This is a genomic window from Microbacterium aquilitoris (genome assembly GCF_031932285.1).
In the GTDB taxonomy this organism is placed as follows: Bacteria; Actinomycetota; Actinomycetes; order Actinomycetales; family Microbacteriaceae; genus Microbacterium; species Microbacterium aquilitoris.
In genome coordinates this window covers 201,991-215,199 of record NZ_JAUZVT010000001.1, presented here as the reverse complement: position 1 = coordinate 215,199, position 13,209 = coordinate 201,991, and the positions used below count along the sequence as shown (strand labels likewise).

The following is a 13,209-nucleotide window of genomic DNA, read 5'->3' as shown; positions in this document are numbered from 1 at the left end:
CAGGCGACGTTACCCCTGGTGCGGCGATGCGGGCGCAGGCGCTTCCTGATAGATGTCGGGCGTGCCGTCGGCATCCTCATCCACGGTCTCTTCGGCTGCGATCCGGCGGTAGCGGCGGTTGCGGGCGATGAGGATGCCGGAGGCGATCAGCGCCGCGAGTACGGACGCGATCATGATGGCGATCTTCGCGTCGTCACCCTCGGTCGAGCCGGCGGGGAAGCTGAGCTCGGCGATCAACAGCGAGACGGTGAATCCGATGCCGGCCAGCAGCGCGACGCCCAGGAGGTCGACCCACCGCAGCGCCGGGTGCAGCCGGATCTTCGTCACGAGTGTCAGCGCGCGGACGGCGAGCAGGATGCCGATCGGCTTGCCGAGCACGAGTCCCGCGACGATGCCGAGGGCGACCGGATCGGTGGCCGCGCGGAGGATGCCGTCGGTGCCGCCCACGGCGACTCCGGCGGCGAAGAAGGCGAAGACGGGTACGGCGAAGCCGGCCGACAGCGGGCGGAAGCGGTGCTCGAACTCGTGGGCGAGGTCGGCCGCGCGGGGGCCGTCGGTCGCGCCACGCGCAGCCTTGACCGGGATCGTGAAGGCGAGGGCGACGCCGGCGATGGTGGCGTGCACGCCCGACGCGTGCAGGAACGCCCACGCGACGAACCCGATCGGCAGGAGAACCAGCCAGGCCGCGAACGGGCGGCCGGCGAACAGCGACCGGTAGCGCTGCGCGATGAAGCCGTAGAGTGCGACGACCGCAACAGCCACCGCGAGCGGGACGACCGCGATGTCCTCGGTGTAGAAGACCGCGATGATGCCGATCGCGATCAGGTCGTCCACCACGGCGAGGGTGAGCAGGAAGATGCGCAGCGGGCTCGGCAGGTGCGACCCGACAAGAGCGAGGACGGCGACGGCGAACGCGATGTCGGTCGCCGTGGGGATCGCCCACCCCTGAGCGAGTCCGTCCTGCCCGCGCACCACGGCGACGTAGATCAGAGCCGGCACGGCCACGCCGCCGATCGCCGCCGTCACCGGGACGACCGCCGTGCTGAACCGCCGTAGATCGCCGACGACGAGCTCGCGTTTGAGTTCGAGTCCCACGAGGAAGAAGAAGATCGCGAGCAGGCCGTCGGCCGCCCATGCGCCGAGGGAGAGCTCGAGATGCCACGGTTCATAGCCGACGCGGAAGTCGCGCAGGGTGAAGTAGCTGTCGGATGCCGGTGAGTTCGCCCACACGATGGCTGCGACGGCGGCGATCACGAGCAGAGCTCCTCCGACGGCCTCCTTGCGGAGGATCGCCGACACGCGGGCGGCCTCGGTGTGACCGCGCCAGCGTGGCGCGCGCAGGTCGGTACGGTCAGTGCTCGGCGTGTTCACGGGGCGGTCCTCCGGAAGGGTCGACAGACAGAAATGTCGACCAGACTTCCCGACGCGCCGCACACCATCTTACGCGGGCCGGTCTGAGGGTCAGGCGAGCGCGGCGAACCGTTCCGTCTTCTCGACCGGACCGATGACGATGAGCAGATCACCTTCGCCGACCACGGACGACGCTCCCGCTGCGTGCCATTCGCCGTCCGAGCCCTTGATCTTGACGACCGTGACCCCGAATCGGCGGCGCACGGCCGACTGCTCGAGTGTGAGACCGGACATCTCCCGCGGGGCGACCGTCTTGGCGACGACGAGGTCGCGGTCGAACTCGACGTAGTCGAGCATCGCGCCGCGGACGAGGTGGGCGATGCGTCGCCCCATGTCGGCCTCGGGGAAGATGACGTGTTCGATACCGAGCTGCTCGAGGATGAGCCCGTGCTGCTCGCTGATCGCTTTCGCCCAGATGGACCGGGCTCCCATCCGTTTCAGCAGCGATGTGGTGAGGATGCTGGCCTGGATGTCCGACCCGATGCCGACGACGACGCGGTCGAAGTCGGCGACGCCGAGCTGTTCGAGGGCAGCCTGTTTGGTCGAGTCCGCGCGCACGACGTGCGTGAGGACGCCGTTGAGGGACTGGACGATGTCCTCATCGGTGTCGATCCCGAGGACCTCGGTGCCCGAGCGGGTCAGCTCGGTGGCCAGGGCTCCGCCGAATCGACCGAGGCCGATGACCGCGACCGCGTGGGCGGACGTGTCGCGGGGGCGGCGACGGGAGAAGAAGTGAGTCGGGTTATCCAATGATCGGACGCTCCTTCGGGAGTTCGTACATGCGCTTCTGGGTGGTGAGGGCGAGGGCGGATCCGAGGAGGACGGGCCCGAGGCGTCCGATGAACATCAACATGATGAGGATCAACTGGGCCGCGACGGGGAGGTCGGCCGTGATCCCCGTCGACAAGCCGACCGTCGCGAAGGCGGAGACGACTTCGAAGAGCACCCGGTCGAAACTGAACGGGCTCAGCAGCATGATCGCGAGGGTCGACCCCACCACGAGCGCGACGGCCAGGAGCGCGACGGTGAGCGCCTCCCGGTGGGTGGAGCGGGGCAGCCGCTTGCCGAACATGTTGACCGCGGTGTCGCCTCGCAGCTCGGCCACGATGATGAAGAAGAGGACGGCGAAGGTCGTGATCTTGAGTCCACCGGCCGTTCCGGCGGGTCCGCCGCCGATGAACATCAGGATGTCGGTGATGAACCAGCTCTCCTCGTGCATCTGCGAGACGTCGATGGAGTTGAAGCCGGCGGTGCGCGGCATGACCGACATCGTGAATCCTGCCAGGAGCCGCCCGGCGGGCGGGAGCGCACCCAGGGTGGCCGGATTGGACCACTCGAGAGCGGTTAGGGCCACGGTGCCGAAGACGAGCAGAGCGGCCGAGCCGACCACCACCGTCATCGTGTTCAGCGTCCATCGGCGGGGGAGCAGGATGCGGCGACGCAGCTCCATGATGACGGGGAACCCCAGCCCGCCCAGGATGATGGCGATGCAGATCGGCAGACAGATCCAGGGGTCCGTGACGAAGGACATGAGGCTGTCGCTGAACAGCGCGAAGCCCGCGTTGTTGAAACTCGAGATGGCGTGGAAGACCCCCAGCCAGATCGCCCGCCCGCCCGTCTCGCCGTACCCCAGCCAGAAGCGGAGAGCGAGAGCTGTCGCGACGATCGACTGAGTGATCAGCGTGATGAGCGCGACTCCGGTCAGCACACGCCGGACATCACCGACGGCGACCGTGTGGGTTTCGCTCACGGCCGTCAACCGAGTGCGCAGGCCGAGCCGGCGTGCGACGAGGAGCCCGAGCAGCGTGGCGAGCGACATCACACCGAATCCGCCGACCTGGATCAGGGCGAGGATGACGACCTGCCCGAACGGGGACCAGAAAACCGGGGTGTCGACCACGATGTGGCCCGTGACGCACAGCGCGCTGGTCGCCGTGAACAGTGCCTCGATGAAGGTCGCGGATCGGCCCTGAACGGCGATCGGCAGGCTCAGGAGAGCGGTGCCGAGTGCCAGCGCTCCGCCGAAGGCGAGAGCGATCACACGGCCGGGCGTGAGGAGAGGTGTCCGAGGGGGTCTGACTCCGCTATCGGGCCCCGAAGCTCCTCGACGCGTGATCACGTCGTTACGATCTCACATCGCGGGTCGGTCTCTACGACAGGGCGGCTCGCACCGCGCGTCGTTCGGCGCGGCTAAGGTGCCTCGCCGCCCGACGCAGGGACTCCTCCGCCATGCGGTCGAACGCGACCGCATCGTCCGGCGCTGTCAGCCGCAGGGCGCGCAGGCACTTCTGCAGTCGGATCTGCACCTCGACGAACCCGGCGCCGTCGCGCGCGAGGGGACGGAAGGCATCCGTCACCAACTCATCGACCCGGGGTCGCGCGATCCACACGTGGGGATGGTCGATCTGGCCGTCGGGCTCGCGGGAATCGAGGGCAGCGGTGAACACACGCTGCAGGGCGGCGATGACCTCGATGGCGGTGCCGGGGTCGTTGGTCGATGGAGACAGGGCGCGGCTGCCGATCTCGGCCAACGCGATCACCCCCAGACGCGGATCCTGGTCGTAGTCGCGGTGGCGTCCGAGAACGAAAGCACTGCGGATGCCGCTCTCGATCGCCTCGCTCACACGGCCGCGCACATGAGCGAGCGGATGCCGGTGGTCTGCGATCGTGCCCGGGATCGCGGTGACGAAGAGGTCGCACCCGTGTTTCTCCGCAAGTGCGTCGAGTCTTGCGACGTCGACGCTCAGGACGTACTCGCCTCCGGCCGCGGCGGTCACCGAGGAGGCGCCCGCGGGCACCCCTCGGAGCTCGCGGGCGCCGAGGGTGGGATGCTTCGCGTAGTCCACCAGGGTGCGGGTCGCGGCATCCTCGACCCGGTCGATGACGTCGGCCATCCTCCCGAAGCGGGCGAGGTGGCCGATCCAGCGCAGAAGTGTGGCGACGATGATGGCGATGACGACGAGGGTGCCGAAGAACAGGATCGTGCGACCCTGCTCGGTGTAATAGCCGGTCGAGAGGGCGATGATCCCCACGAGAGCGAAGACGAACCCGCCCAGGAAGATCGACAACGCGTTCTGCGACGTCGGGTCTGCGATGAGGAGCTTCGTCGAGCGCGGTGTCGCGATGGTGGTGGCCGAGGAGTAGGCCGTCACCATCGCCGTGATCGAGAAGGTCGTCGCGGTGAGCATCGCGGTCGCGATGATCTGGAGCAATGAATCGACGGAGTTCTGCCCCAGTTCGACGCGGAGCTCGAACGGGATCAGCGATCCGACGACGCCTGCCGCGAGAGCGAACATCACCGCGACCGCGGTGAAGGCGATCGCCCGTGCCCAGACGGTTCGCATGATCCGCCGGAGGAGTGCCAGTGAGGTCGTCATGGAGGTAGTCAACCTCGTTCAGTAGTCGGAGGTCGTGTCACTCGGCGCGCCGCTGCCGAGTCGCCGCAGATGCACGTGCCGAGCGAGTCGGATCACAGGGCGGATGAGCAGCTGGATGCTGCCGAGAAGGAACAGCCACGTACCGGCCGTCGTGGTCGACTCCGAGAAGAAGAGGATGCTGCCGACGATGAACCACCCCGCGACCATCACGTCGTTGAGGATGCTGACCACCTCGTACTTCCGGCGGATCACGATCTCGTCGTGTCCGATCGAGAAGCGGACGGTCCGGTCGGTCGGGGGATCCGTCGAAGCCATGCGTCCATGACACCACGGACATCCGAACCCTGCACTTTTGTTCGGTGCGCCTGCAAAAAATGCCGGCGAGGCGGGGTGCAGCCGGCATGGCTCCTGCACACGTGTGCATTCCGCACCGGGTTCATAGGAATCTCCATAGATTGGCGGTCGCGCGACGGGAATGAGCCCGGCGTGGATATCGGGCCCGATGTGGGGTCCGCGTGTGAAGGAGCACCTTTCGATGAGGCATCGAACTTTCCGGCGCAACACCTTCTGGTTGGCCATCTCACTTGTGCTGATGCTGGTCTCCAGCGTCGGCGCGTCGCTCGTGCAAACCGTCGGCGGGAGCGTCGCCGTCGAGGACCTGCGGTGGGAGGCCGCCTCTGGTCGCCAGATGAGCGCCCTGCTGTTCAAGCCGGCTGCGGTCTCGGCGGAGGATCCGCGCCCGGCGATCGTGGTCAGCCACGGGTGGTGGAACAACCGCGAGATGCAGGACGCCAATTACGTGGAGCTCGCCCGGCGCGGCTATGTCGTGCTGTCGATCGACATGTACGGGCACGGCAACTCCGACCCGCTCCCCGCCGGCCAGGAAGCCGTCGGCGGCACCGGCATGTACGACGCCGTGAAGCTCATCGCCGACCTGCCCTACGTCGACCCGAGCCGGATCGGCGTGACCGGCCACTCGAACGGCGCGCGTGCGGCGAACTTCTCGGTCGCCGTCGACAACGAGGCCGAGACGCCGCTCATCGCCTCGGTCCTGCTCGTCGACAACGACCCCGTGTACGTCGACGACACCGGCGCGTTCACGAACATCTACGGCAGTCGCGACACCGGCGTCATCCAGGCGCAGTACGACGAGTTCTTCTTCCGCAGTTACGACGCCGAGGGCAACGCACTGACCCCGCCGCGCGAGTACCTCTCGACCCCCAACGCCCAGTCGTTCCTCCACTTCGGGCAGGACCCGTCCGAGGCGACGGATGTTCGTTCGGCCGGCCAGGTCTACACCCAGGACGTCGACGGTGCCGAGGCGATGCGCGTCGTCTGGTCGCTGCCGCAGACGCACCCGTGGTCGACGATCTCGAGCACGGCCGTCGGGCACCTCGTCGACTTCTTCGACGAGTCCCTCGGCGCACCGAACCCGCTGCCGGCAGGAGACCAGAACTGGCAGCTCAAGGAGATCCTGACGACGCTCGGTCTGATCGGCTTCGGCATCTTCCTCGTCGCGTTCACACGGGCGCTGCTGTCGACCCGCGCCTTCGCGGGGCTGCGCGTCTCGGAGCCGATCGCGGCGGTGGCGAACACGCGCCGCGGTCTGGTGTGGTTCTGGGGCGGACTGGTCGTCACGGCCGTCTTCTCGATCCTCAGCTACGTGCTGCTCAGCCAGGCCGAGTGGGCCGGTGCGATCGCGTTCGGTTCGGTGAACCTCATCGCCCCCGGTGTGCCGTGGTTCATCGGCATCTGGGCCGCGATCAACGGTGTCGCCGGTCTCGTCATCATGATCGTGTCGTACCTGCTGTTCGGTCGCCGCAGCGGTCAGGACCTGCGGGCCGTCGGTGTCATCCCGGGCTGGCGGCGCTTCGGTCTCGGCGTGGCGCTTGCGCTGACGACGACCGTCGCCGCGTTCGGGATCGTGTTCGTGCTGGACTACTTCTTCAAAACCGACTTCCGGTTCTGGGTGATCGCCGTCAAGGCCTTCAACCCCGAAATGATCGGGTACTCCCTGATCGTCCTGCCGCTGTTCCTCGTCTACTTCATCGCGAACTCGGTGGCGATCAACTCGTTCAACCGCTTCACGCTGCGGGGACGCGAATGGGTGAACACCGCGCTGCTCGCGCTGTTCAACTCGCTCGGACCGATCGTGCTGGTCGTCGCGCAGTACACGACGTTCTTCATCACAGGGGAGACGATCGACGGCTTCGGTGGCATCTTCAGCATCTGGCTGTTCCCGGTGGTCGTCATCCTCGCCGTCGCCGCGGTCATCAGCCGGAAGATCTACCGCGAGACGAACAACCCGTACATCGCCGGCTTCCTCAATGCAGCCGTCGTGACCGTGATCAGCGTCACGAACTCCCTCGTGATGAGCTGACGAACCGGTGCCCGGGACGGCGTGGCCGTTCCGGGCACCGAGTCAACGTCGAGCCGCTGACGTCGCGGCGGGCGGCTAGTCCGCCGTCGCGAGGAGGCGCAGGCGACTTGCCATGCGGAACGCGTCGGGTCGCCGAGAGGCTGCCGCGAGGAAGTCGCCCAGGTCGACGTCGGCGTAGAAGTCGACGGGCAGGTCCTCGGCGACGAGCACGTCGATGAGGTTGATGAATCGCTGCTGCGCCGGCGGGTCGACCGCGTCGAAGCGGGGGACACCCGTCACGGTCCACCGGTCGAAATCCTGCGCCCATCGCAGGTACTCGATCGTCGATGTCGGGGTGCGGCAGAGCTGATCGAATGTCAGCGTCAGCTCGCCGGCATCCGCCGACGTCACCGGGAAGACCCGGCCGTTCAGAGTGAGATGCTGCGGTGGTGTCGTCGCCCGCGGCGGGGTCCGCGTCGACCAGGTTCCCGACGCGAATCCTCGCGTGTGGTTTTCGGTGACCGTCCGGTAATCCGTCGGTCCGTGGAGCGGCATCACGTCCATGTTCGCCTCGATGAGGGCGATGCCTGGGACGAAGATGTGGTGCCAGTCCGGGTCGGGGAGGAGGTCCTCGGGCGCATAGTTGGAGGTCGCGAGCACCGTCACCTTGCGGGTGAAGGCGTGGTCGAGCAGTCGGGTCAGAAGCCGCGCGTCTCCCGGATCGTGCACGTGCAATTCGTCGAAGAAGAGCAGTCTGCTGTCGCCGACGGCATCGTCGATCGCCCGCTCCGCCGCGTCGAGCTCAGCCCGGTGCCGCTGGATACTGCGGTGCAGTTCGTGGAAGAAGCCGTGGAAGTGGACACGACGCTTCTCGCGCAGCGGGATGGCGGCGTACGCGGCATCCGCCAACCAGGACTTGCCGCGGCCGGCGTCGCCCCACAGGTACAGGCTGCGCGCTTCTCCGGCCACCAGCTCGCTCCCCAGCCTCGCCAGCCGATCCAGGACCGCCCGCTGCCGCGCGTCGAGCGTGAACCCCTGAGCGGATGCCGCGGCCTCGACCGCGTGGACGAGTTCGTCTCTGCTCAGCACGCTCCCAGCGTGTCACGCTGCGAGCATCTCTTCTGCGTCCGGATCGTTATCCACTCCGGTGGTCCCACCGCCGCGGAGGCCGATAGCTTCGACGCACATGAGAGCTCTGTGGGGTGTGGCGACGGTCCTGACCGCGGTCTGCGTGACTCTGCTCGTCGGCTGCGCGCCCGTCGCGGAGAAATCTCTCGGCATCACGGTGGATGACGTCGCCTTCGTCGAGTACTACGAGTACCCGTGGGGCGACGTACCCGACACGATCGACAGGTTGACTCTCGATGTTCCTGAGGTCCTGAGCGAGTTCGTGCGCGCGTACTCCGACATGCCGGTGACCGACGCCTCTCCGTCTGATCTGAACGACCTCGCCGGTGGGCAGACGCAGTCGACTCGGTTCGTGTTGACGGACGGGCGGACGATCGAGATCAGCAAGGTCTGGCTCGGGCCGAAGGACGCCATCGTGCTGTGGCCGGATGGCACCGTGTCGAAGACCGAGTGGGGTTCTCCGGAACTATTCGACGCCTACGAGAGTGTCGGGACCATTGACGAGGTGGATGCGGCGGATCGGCCGGGAGCTACTTTGGGGCGATAACCCCCGCATCCGCCGGTCCCGGAAAAATCGGCTGGGAGGACGGTCGGAAGCCACACGGGACGCGGCACGAAAAGTGACAGTGGAGGGGCTGACGGGAATCGAACCCGCGCTATCTGCTTGGGAAGCAGATGTTCTGCCATTGAACTACAGCCCCATTGCGCCCGGAGGCGCCCCGTAAGCCTAGCAAGGCTCGGGGACGCCCGCCCGTCGCGGTGCTCAGAGGTTCGTCGGAGGCACCGGCGGAGGCGTCTGCGGCGGAACCGGCGGCTGGCCTCCCACCGGCGGCTGAGCGGGGCGCGGCGGCTGACCCGCCTGCGGTGCCTGACCGGGGTAGGGCGGCTGAGCTCCCGGATGCCCGGCTCCAGGCTGTGCACCCCCGGGGTAGGGCGCGCCGGGGCGGGGAGCGAAGGTCATTCCGCTCTCCTGCATCGCGCGCAGCATCCCGTTCTTCACGGCGGTGCGCTGGATCAGGTAGCCCACCCAGATCGCCAGGGCGAACGTGCCCACGTAGAGGACGACCGCCATGATGATCAGGCCGGCGCCGAGCCCCGCGTAACTTCCGTAGTTGTCCATGCCCGGCACTGTAGCGAGGGCTACGTCGTCAGTCCCGCACCTTGACGGAGGCCAGAGCGACCAGCACGCCGAGCACCGCGACGAGCCCGGCCAACGCCACCCATCCCGCCGCGGTCCACGCGGCGGCGCCGACGGTGCCGAGCACACTCGAGCCGATGTAATACGCGACGCTGTAGAGCGCGACGGCGTGCTGCCGACCAGAGCCGCCGGCCCGCGCCGTCGCGGCGTTGGCCGTCGCGTGGGCGAGGAACATCCCGGCCGTGATGAGGAGGACGCCGACCACGATGACGGCCACCGGCGACGCCAGCGTGACGGCGGCGCCGACGGTCATCGCGGCCCCGCCGGCGACCAGCGGCATCCGTGTCCCGAAGCGCTGGACGAGCGCGCCCGACAGCCGCGACGTCACCGTGCCCGACAGGTACGTCAGGAACACGAGCGAGACCGCCGTCGCCGACAAGAAGTAGGGCGCCGCCTCGAGGCGGAAGCCCAGCGCGTTGAAGACGGCGACCATCGCCCCGACCACCATCGCGCCGATCGCATACAGCGGCAGCGCGCGCACGTTGACGGCCTGCCGTCCGAGGATGCGCAGGCTGCGGGCGAGGGACACCGGCCGATGCTCCTCGGTCGGCGGCAGCAGTACCGCGAACAGCACCGTCAGGGCCGCCGCGAGGATGCCGAGGAGCTCCAGCGACAGCCGCCACCCGACGATCTCGCCGACCGGGGCGGCGACGAGGCGTCCCGCGAGACCGCCCACGCTCGTCGCGGCGACGTACGCTCCTGCGGCGACCCCCGCGCGCTGCGGGCCGGCGGCCTCGTGAACGTAGGCGACCGCAAGAGCCGGGATGCCGCCGAGCGCGACGCCGAGCAGGAACCGTCCCGCGAGCAGCCCGGCGAACCCCGGCAGCAGCGGCGATGCGACGGCGATGACCGCCGCGGCCACGGCGGCGACGCGCAGCATCCGTCTGCGTCCGAACCGGTCGGCGACCAGCGCCCACGGCAGGATCGAGAGCGCGAGCCCGAGGGTCGCGGCCGACACGACCCACGACGCGTCGGCGGCGGTGAGCCGGTACGTCTCGGCGATGCCCGTCAGCAGGCCCTGCGGCGCGTAGAGCACCCCGAAGGTCGCGATCCCCGTCGTCCACATCGCGGCGCCGAGCCGGCGGGGCGACGCGGTGAGGGGAGGGATGCTGACGGTCGTCACCCGCTCCACGGTAGGCATCTGTCGCATGCAGATCCAATACCCATACGCGTGGAGCGATAGCGTTCCTGCATGAGTCGTGATCGTGTGACCGACCTCCTGCCGCACCTTCCGCTGCTCGACGCGCTGGGAGACGACGAGCACGTCACCCGCGCGGCCGAGACCCTCGGGGTGCCGCAGCCGACCGTGAGCCGCGCGCTCCGCCAGCTCGAGTCGCGGCTCGGCGTCACCTTGGTCGCGCGGGACGGCCGCGGCATCCGACTCACCGACGCCGCGCGTCGGATGCTGCCCGGAGTGCGCGTCGCCCTCCGCGCCGCGCAGGATGCGCTCGACTCCCTCGACGACGCCCGGTCGACCGTCGGGCTCGCATTCCAGAACTCGCTCGGTGAGAACCTCGTCCCCCGGCTCGTCCGGCGGCTGCGCGAGGAGCGCCCCGACATCCGGGTGCAGCTGTGGCAGGGCGCGCGCGACGGGTGCCTGGCCGAACTCGACTCCGGACGGACCGACCTCGCGATCGTCTCGGGGGCCGCCGCGACGCATCCCTCCGGAGAAACGCTCCACCTCTACGACGAGCCGCTCGTGGTCGTCGTCCCCGAGGGACACCGGCTCGCGACGGCCGCGCGGGTCACGCTCGCGGACGTCGTCGGCGAGACGCACGTCACGCTCAAGCCGGGGTACGGACTGCGCCGCACGCTCGAGCAGCTCTTCGCCGCCGAAGGCGTGCCGCTCGACATCGCCTTCGAGGGTGACGATCTGCGCACGCTGCACGGCCTCGTCGCCGCCGGGCTCGGCATCGCGATCGGCCCCGAGGTGCCGCATCCACTCGACGGGTGTGTCCAGCGGCCGATCGACGATCCGCGCGCGGCGCGCGACATGAGCGTGGTCTTCCGGGCTGGCCCCCGCCCGCCTGCGGTCGACGACGTCATCGCCGTGCTCCGGGAGCTCACGCGGTCCTGACGCCCGGCAGAATCGAGGCATGCGCGCGATGGTGATGGAACAGATCGCAGGACCCCTCGTCGTCACCGAGGTCCCCGATCCGGTCGCTCCCTCGGGCGGCGCCGTCATCGAGGTGCACGCGACGGGCCTCTGCCGCAGCGACTGGCACGCCTGGGTCGGACACGACGACATCGCCCTGCCCCACGTTCCCGGGCACGAGCTGGCGGGCGTCGTCGTCGAGGTCGGCGCGGGCGTCGAGAAGTGGGCGGTCGGCGACCGGGTCACGGTGCCGTTCGTCTGCGGATGCGGCCGGTGCGAGTGGTGCCGCAGTGGCAACGCGCAGGTCTGCCCCGACCAGCAGCAGCCCGGCTTCACCCACTGGGGATCGTTCGCCGAGCGGGTCGCCCTCCACGCCGCCGACCGCAACCTCGTCGCCGTGCCGGAGTCGATCTCGTTCGCCGCTGCCGCCGCACTCGGATGCCGCTTCGCCACCGCCTACCGCACGCTCACCGCCCGTGCGCAGCTGGCCGCGGGAGAGTGGGTCGTGATCGTCGGGGCCGGCGGGGTGGGCCTCAGCGCCGTCATGATCGCGAAGGCGCTCGGCGCGAAGGTGATCGCGGTCGACCGGTCGACCGCGGCGCTCGACGTCGCCCGCACGCTCGGCGCGGACGAGGTCATCGTCGCGGACGGGCGTGACGTGCCCGAGGCCGTCCACGCGGTCACGGGCGGCGGGGCCCACGTCTCGGTCGACGCCGTCGGCAGCGAACAGACCTGCGCGGATGCCATCCACAGCCTGCGCCGCCGGGGTCGGCACGTGCAGGTCGGGCTGCTGCCCTCGGCATCCGGCCTCACCCCTGCACCGCTGGCACGGGCCATCGCGTGGGAGCTCGACCTGCTCGGCAGTCACGGCATGGCGGCCGAGGACTACCCCGGGATGCTGGAGCTCATCGCCCGCGGCACGCTCCGCCCGCAGGACCTCATCGAGCGGACCGTGTCGCTCGAGCAGGCCGCCGAGCTGCTGCCGGTCATGGACTCGGCCTCGCCGGCGGGGATGACGATGATCGACCCGCGGCTCACGCCTTCGGCTTGAGCAGAGCGCCCAGTGCGACGCGCATCGCGGCGACGGGGTCCGTGCCGTCGGCGAGCCACCGCACCTGGATGCCCTCCCACGTGCCGATCACGAGGTCGGCGAGCATCGTCGCGTCGGCCGTCGTGGTCAGGCGTCCGGCCGCGCGGTCGTGCTCGATCGCGTCGCGGTAGTCGGGGATGACCGACGCGTAGCGCTGCCGCAGCCACTCGTGCGCCTCGTGGTCGGCGTGCGTCGCCTCGGCCTGGACGACCGTGAACATGCGCACGAGCTCGCGTCGGGCGATGTTCCGCTCGACGATCGCGAGCACCGTCGGGATGAAGCTGTCCCGCGCGGAGCGCTCGAGGAAGTCCGTGTCGGCGGCATCCTCCTGCGAGAGGACGGCCGCGAGCAGCGACACCTTCGTGGGGAAGTGGTGCATGACGGTCGTGAGGCCGAGGTCAAGCTGCTTCGCGATCTGGCGCAGCGACCCGCCCCGGTACCCGTGCGTGCCGAAGACGGCCGTCGCGGTCGCGATGATCTCGCTGCGCCGCGCGGCGGACTTCGCGTACGGTCCGCGGGCCGGTGCATCGGTCATAGTCGAACAGTAGATCA

At 69.2% G+C, this 13,209-nt stretch carries 13 protein-coding genes and 1 tRNA gene; 4 read left to right on the top strand and 10 right to left on the bottom strand.

Features of this window, described 5'->3' with window-relative positions; translation table 11 throughout:
• Positions 1 to 9: 9 nt before the first annotated feature.
• The 5 genes from nhaA to Q9S78_RS00975 all read right to left on the bottom strand — a co-directional run bounded on the left by nhaA (position 10) and on the right by Q9S78_RS00975 (position 5,102).
• Positions 10 to 1,371 carry a Na+/H+ antiporter NhaA gene (gene nhaA / locus Q9S78_RS00995; RefSeq protein ID WP_311868306.1) on the bottom strand — a complete coding sequence of 454 codons (1,362 nt, stop codon included), beginning with the start codon at positions 1,369 to 1,371 and terminating at the stop codon, positions 10 to 12.
• Between the two features lie 90 nt (positions 1,372 to 1,461).
• Complete coding sequence (locus Q9S78_RS00990) at positions 1,462 to 2,160, bottom strand: potassium channel family protein (protein ID WP_311868303.1); 699 nt, start codon at positions 2,158 to 2,160, stop codon at positions 1,462 to 1,464.
• Entirely contained in the window at positions 2,153 to 3,451 is a 1,299-nt protein-coding gene (locus Q9S78_RS00985; protein WP_311868301.1) for a TrkH family potassium uptake protein, read from the bottom strand. Before Q9S78_RS00985 ends, Q9S78_RS00990 begins: the two co-directional genes overlap by 8 nt.
• A 109-nt stretch (positions 3,452 to 3,560) precedes the next feature.
• Positions 3,561 to 4,787 carry a DUF2254 domain-containing protein gene (locus Q9S78_RS00980; RefSeq protein ID WP_311868298.1) on the bottom strand — a complete coding sequence of 409 codons (1,227 nt, stop codon included), beginning with the start codon at positions 4,785 to 4,787 and terminating at the stop codon, positions 3,561 to 3,563.
• A gap of 18 nt (positions 4,788 to 4,805) precedes the next feature.
• Complete coding sequence (locus tag Q9S78_RS00975) at positions 4,806 to 5,102, bottom strand: YrhK family protein (RefSeq protein WP_311868295.1); 297 nt, start codon at positions 5,100 to 5,102, stop codon at positions 4,806 to 4,808.
• Between the two features lie 220 nt (positions 5,103 to 5,322).
• On the opposite strand from Q9S78_RS00975, the gene Q9S78_RS00970 reads away from it, so the two are divergent.
• Positions 5,323 to 7,167 carry an alpha/beta hydrolase family protein gene (locus tag Q9S78_RS00970; protein WP_311868292.1) on the top strand — a complete coding sequence of 615 codons (1,845 nt, stop codon included), beginning with the start codon at positions 5,323 to 5,325 and terminating at the stop codon, positions 7,165 to 7,167.
• A gap of 75 nt (positions 7,168 to 7,242) precedes the next feature.
• On the opposite strand, the gene zapE is transcribed toward Q9S78_RS00970, so the two are convergent.
• The gene (zapE, locus tag Q9S78_RS00965) at positions 7,243 to 8,235 is read right to left on the bottom strand and encodes a cell division protein ZapE (protein ID WP_311868289.1); all 993 of its coding nucleotides are present in this window, start codon (positions 8,233 to 8,235) and stop codon (positions 7,243 to 7,245) included.
• A gap of 97 nt (positions 8,236 to 8,332) precedes the next feature.
• On the opposite strand from zapE, the gene Q9S78_RS00960 reads away from it, so the two are divergent.
• Positions 8,333 to 8,821: a hypothetical protein gene (locus Q9S78_RS00960; protein WP_311868286.1), complete on the top strand. Its 489-nt coding sequence runs from the start codon at positions 8,333 to 8,335 to the stop codon at positions 8,819 to 8,821.
• 80 nt (positions 8,822 to 8,901) lie between these two features.
• Here the strand turns inward: Q9S78_RS00960 and Q9S78_RS00955 are convergent.
• The 3 genes from Q9S78_RS00955 to Q9S78_RS00945 all read right to left on the bottom strand — a co-directional run bounded on the left by Q9S78_RS00955 (position 8,902) and on the right by Q9S78_RS00945 (position 10,595).
• A tRNA-Gly gene (locus tag Q9S78_RS00955) sits at positions 8,902 to 8,975 on the bottom strand.
• Positions 8,976 to 9,037: 62 nt separating this feature from the next.
• Complete coding sequence (locus Q9S78_RS00950) at positions 9,038 to 9,394, bottom strand: hypothetical protein (RefSeq protein ID WP_311868283.1); 357 nt, start codon at positions 9,392 to 9,394, stop codon at positions 9,038 to 9,040.
• Between the two features lie 28 nt (positions 9,395 to 9,422).
• On the bottom strand, positions 9,423 to 10,595 hold the full coding sequence (locus Q9S78_RS00945) for an MFS transporter (protein WP_311868281.1): 1,173 nt from the start codon (positions 10,593 to 10,595) through the stop codon (positions 9,423 to 9,425).
• A gap of 69 nt (positions 10,596 to 10,664) precedes the next feature.
• Here Q9S78_RS00945 and Q9S78_RS00940 point away from each other — a divergent pair, with 69 nt between their 5' ends.
• Together Q9S78_RS00940 and Q9S78_RS00935 are read left to right on the top strand one after the other, a co-directional pair.
• Positions 10,665 to 11,549, top strand: a complete 885-nt coding sequence (locus tag Q9S78_RS00940; protein ID WP_311868279.1) for a LysR family transcriptional regulator — start codon at positions 10,665 to 10,667, stop codon at positions 11,547 to 11,549.
• Between the two features lie 19 nt (positions 11,550 to 11,568).
• On the top strand, positions 11,569 to 12,618 hold the full coding sequence (locus Q9S78_RS00935; protein WP_311868277.1) for a zinc-binding dehydrogenase: 1,050 nt from the start codon (positions 11,569 to 11,571) through the stop codon (positions 12,616 to 12,618).
• On the opposite strand, the gene Q9S78_RS00930 is transcribed toward Q9S78_RS00935, so the two are convergent.
• Entirely contained in the window at positions 12,602 to 13,192 is a 591-nt protein-coding gene (locus tag Q9S78_RS00930) for a TetR/AcrR family transcriptional regulator (protein WP_311868273.1), read from the bottom strand. The two genes, Q9S78_RS00935 and Q9S78_RS00930, sit on opposite strands and share 17 nt — an antisense overlap.
• Between the last annotated feature and the right edge of the window lie 17 nt (positions 13,193 to 13,209).

What these genes read in the sequence shown, in the direction of transcription:
- Q9S78_RS00930 (WP_311868273.1), bottom strand. Translation starts at nt 13,192, where the DNA reads ATGACCGATGCACCGGCCCGCGGACCGTACGCGAAGTCCGCCGCGCGG.
- Q9S78_RS00970 (WP_311868292.1), top strand. Translation starts at nt 5,323, where the DNA reads ATGAGGCATCGAACTTTCCGGCGCAACACCTTCTGGTTGGCCATCTCA.
- Q9S78_RS00960 (WP_311868286.1), top strand. Translation starts at nt 8,333, where the DNA reads ATGAGAGCTCTGTGGGGTGTGGCGACGGTCCTGACCGCGGTCTGCGTG.
- Q9S78_RS00935 (WP_311868277.1), top strand. Translation starts at nt 11,569, where the DNA reads ATGCGCGCGATGGTGATGGAACAGATCGCAGGACCCCTCGTCGTCACC.
- Q9S78_RS00975 (WP_311868295.1), bottom strand. Translation starts at nt 5,102, where the DNA reads ATGGCTTCGACGGATCCCCCGACCGACCGGACCGTCCGCTTCTCGATC.
- Q9S78_RS00980 (WP_311868298.1), bottom strand. Translation starts at nt 4,787, where the DNA reads ATGACGACCTCACTGGCACTCCTCCGGCGGATCATGCGAACCGTCTGG.
- Q9S78_RS00940 (WP_311868279.1), top strand. Translation starts at nt 10,665, where the DNA reads ATGAGTCGTGATCGTGTGACCGACCTCCTGCCGCACCTTCCGCTGCTC.
- Q9S78_RS00950 (WP_311868283.1), bottom strand. Translation starts at nt 9,394, where the DNA reads ATGGACAACTACGGAAGTTACGCGGGGCTCGGCGCCGGCCTGATCATC.